Below are 2825 nucleotides of genomic sequence, written 5' to 3'. Positions count from 1 at the left end.
GGCCCGGACGCCGGGCAGGGCCGAAGCACCGCCGCCGAGGTCCAGGGCAAGGGAGTTGGTGTCGGCGCCGGTCCGGATCGCCGACGCGGCGACGGTCCGCCTGCTGCGGCGCGGCGACCGGGTCGATGTGATCGCGACGGGCGGGCCCGAGGCAGGGACGGAGGCGCGGACCGAGGCGCGGGTGGTCGCCGCAGGCGCCCGGGTGACCGAGATTCCAGAAATGCCGGAGATGTCAGAGTCGTACGGTGGCGGGCAACTCGCCCCTGACGGTGGCGCTTTGCTCGTCCTGTCCGTACCGCGGGCCACGGCGACTGCGCTCGCCGGGGCCGCCGCCGGCTCCGAACTGGCGGTGACGCTGTGCTGATTCGTACTGACGAACCGGCGGGTCAGCAGATCGCGTGTGCGGATTGGACAGCGTGGGCACGCGCTGCCGTAGGTTGCGGTGCAGTGTGCGACCCCTACCCCACAGGCGAAGAAAGGCTCACTCGTGAGCGAGCAGAAGGACAGCGTGCTGGCGGGCTTCAAAGCCTTCCTGATGCGCGGCAATGTGATCGACCTCGCGGTCGCCGTCGTCATCGGCGCCGCGTTCACCAACATCGTGAACGCGGTCGTCAAGGGCGTCATCAATCCCGTGGTCGGCGCGTTCGGCACGAAGGATCTGGACAAGTACAGCTCGTGCCTCAAAGCACCCTGCAGGACGAACGGCGCGGGGGAGGCCGAAGGCATTCAGATCATGTGGGGGACGGTGCTCAGCGCGACGCTCACCTTCCTGATCACCGCGGCCGTCGTGTACTTCCTGATGGTGCTGCCGATGTCCAGGTACCTCGCCCGGCGGGCCAGGCACGACGAGGTCAAGGAAGAGCAGCAGGAGATCATCGAGGTCAGCGAGCTGGAGGTGCTGAAGGAGATCAGGGACACCCTGGTCACCCAGCGCGGCCCCGGGCGCGACGGCTAGTCACGATGCTCGTGACCGCCGTCCTGGCCGCCCTCACTCAGATGTGGTGCGGGGGCTTCTCGTCGAGGAACCGGGCCAGGTCGGCGGCGCTGTCGCCGCCGGAGGGCCGCTCGCCCCAGCCGCTGTCCGTGTCGTCCGACGACTGCTGGTCCAGCGGATCGTCGAAGATCAGGCCGGGGTGCGGGCGCGGCGGCCGGCCGTGGTCGGCCGGCTGCGGGTCGGGTGCGGGGACACTGCTCATACGGCAAGCGTACGGCGGTGCGCGTCGCGTCGCGTCGGAGCACTCTGCTGTGCTGGTCCCATGACGCCGACCGACGCAGCGCATGACGCAGCGGTGAGCCCGCACCGCCGGATGACCGCCCGCAGCCGGGACGAGGCACACCGCGCCTCGACCCCGCTGGAACTCTTCTTCGACCTGTGTTTCGTGGTCGCCGTCGCCCAGGCCGGGGGCCGCCTGGTGCACGCGCTCGCCGAGGGGCATGTGGGCACCGGCGTCATCGGGTATCTGTTCATCTTCTGGGGCGTGTGGTGGGCCTGGATGAACTTCACCTGGTTCGCCTCGGCGTACGACACCGACGACGTGCCGTACCGGATCGCGACCCTGGTGCAGATCTGCGGTGTGCTGATCTTCGCCGCCGGGGTGCCGCGCGCCTTCGACGACAACAACTGGACCGTCGCCGTCGTGGGCTATGTCGTGATGCGGCTGGCGCTGACGACGCAGTGGCTGCGGGCGACGGCCGCCGAACCTGCGGGCAGTCCCGGGCGGCGGACCAATGTGACCTACGCCGTGGGGCTGGTGATCTGCCAGGCGGCCTGGCTCGGTCTGCTGGCCGTGCCCGGAGGGATGAAGCACTGGCTGTTCCTGATCGTCGGGGCGGCCGAGATGCTGGTGCCGGTGGTGGCCGAGCGCCGGCATGCGACGCCGTGGCATCCGCACCACATCGCCGAGCGCTACGGGCTGTTCACGCTGATCGTCCTGGGCGAGACGATGTCGGCGGCCACCGTGGCCGTCCAGTCGGCCCTCGACGAGCATGACGTCCTGCACCGGCTGCTGCCCATCGCCGGTGGCGGTGTCCTCATCGTCTTCTCCGCCTGGTGGATCTACTTCGCCGTCCCGGCGCAGCGGCGGTTGAGCAGCAACCGGCAGGCCATTCCCTGGGGTTACGGCCACTTCGTCATCTTCGGGTCGGCCGCGGCGATCGGTGCGGGCCTTGAGGTCGCGGTGGAGCAGGCCACGGGCGAGGCGCACATCTCCACCCTGGCGGCGTCCGCGGCCGTCACCGTCCCGGCGGCGGTCTTCCTGCTGACCGTCTGGCTGCTGCACGCGCGCCACTTCAAGTCCGGCCCCGCCCAGCAGATCGTGCTGCCGGGCGCGGCGGTGGCGATCGGGGCCGTCACGTTCGCCGGTACGTGGGCGGTGCTCGTCGCCGGTCTGGTGGCGGCAGCGGCGGTGGCCGTCGGGGTGGCACTCGTCAGGGGCGGCACGGATAGCGAGACGGAGGGTGATCGTGACAGCGAATGACGCACTGACCGATGTGACCGGACTGCGGGTCGGCCACGCACAGGTCGACGGGGAGCATGCCCTGACCGGGACGACGGTCGTCCTCGCCCCGGAGGGCGGGGTGGTCGCCGCCGTCGACGTACGGGGTGGCGGGCCCGCCACCCGGGAGACCGACGCCCTGGACCCGCGCAATCTCGTGCAGCGCGTCGAGGCGGTCGTCCTGACGGGCGGCAGCGCGTACGGCCTGGACTCGGCGTCCGGGGTGATGGCGTGGCTGGAGGAGCGCGGCCGTGGGGTGCGGGTCTCGGCCGATCCGGCGCAGGTGGTGCCGGTCGTGCCGGCCGCCGGGATCTTCGACCTCGGGCGCGG

The 2825-nt window shown here is 71.2% G+C and carries 5 protein-coding genes; 4 read left to right on the top strand and 1 reads right to left on the bottom strand.

From position 1 onward, the window contains the following. The coding region (locus tag HY68_RS14085; protein WP_041996039.1) for an RcpC/CpaB family pilus assembly protein at nucleotides 1–364 on the top strand (364 nt) is incomplete at its 5' end. Nucleotides 365–487: 123 nt separating this feature from the next. Then, on the top strand, nucleotides 488–955 hold the full coding sequence (mscL, locus tag HY68_RS14080) for a large conductance mechanosensitive channel protein MscL (RefSeq protein WP_041988716.1): 468 nt from the start codon (nucleotides 488–490) through the stop codon (nucleotides 953–955). A gap of 37 nt (nucleotides 956–992) precedes the next feature. On the opposite strand, the gene HY68_RS14075 is transcribed toward mscL, so the two are convergent. Beyond that, complete coding sequence (locus HY68_RS14075; protein WP_041988713.1) at nucleotides 993–1196, bottom strand: hypothetical protein; 204 nt, start codon at nucleotides 1194–1196, stop codon at nucleotides 993–995. A gap of 60 nt (nucleotides 1197–1256) precedes the next feature. Between HY68_RS14075 and HY68_RS14070 the strand changes: the two genes are divergently transcribed. Then, entirely contained in the window at nucleotides 1257–2477 is a 1221-nt protein-coding gene (locus tag HY68_RS14070) for a low temperature requirement protein A (RefSeq protein ID WP_041988710.1), read from the top strand. Next, a partial coding sequence (locus HY68_RS45085; protein ID WP_041988708.1) for a P1 family peptidase occupies nucleotides 2464–2825 on the top strand: 362 nt, incomplete at its 3' end. The genes HY68_RS14070 and HY68_RS45085, both read left to right, overlap by 14 nt.

Origin of the sequence: Streptomyces sp. AcH 505 (assembly GCF_000818175.1) — a bacterium.
Lineage (GTDB): Bacteria > Actinomycetota > Actinomycetes > Streptomycetales > Streptomycetaceae > Streptomyces.
The sequence above is the reverse complement of the archived record's forward strand: the minus strand, read 5'-3'. Positions and strand labels throughout refer to the sequence as shown.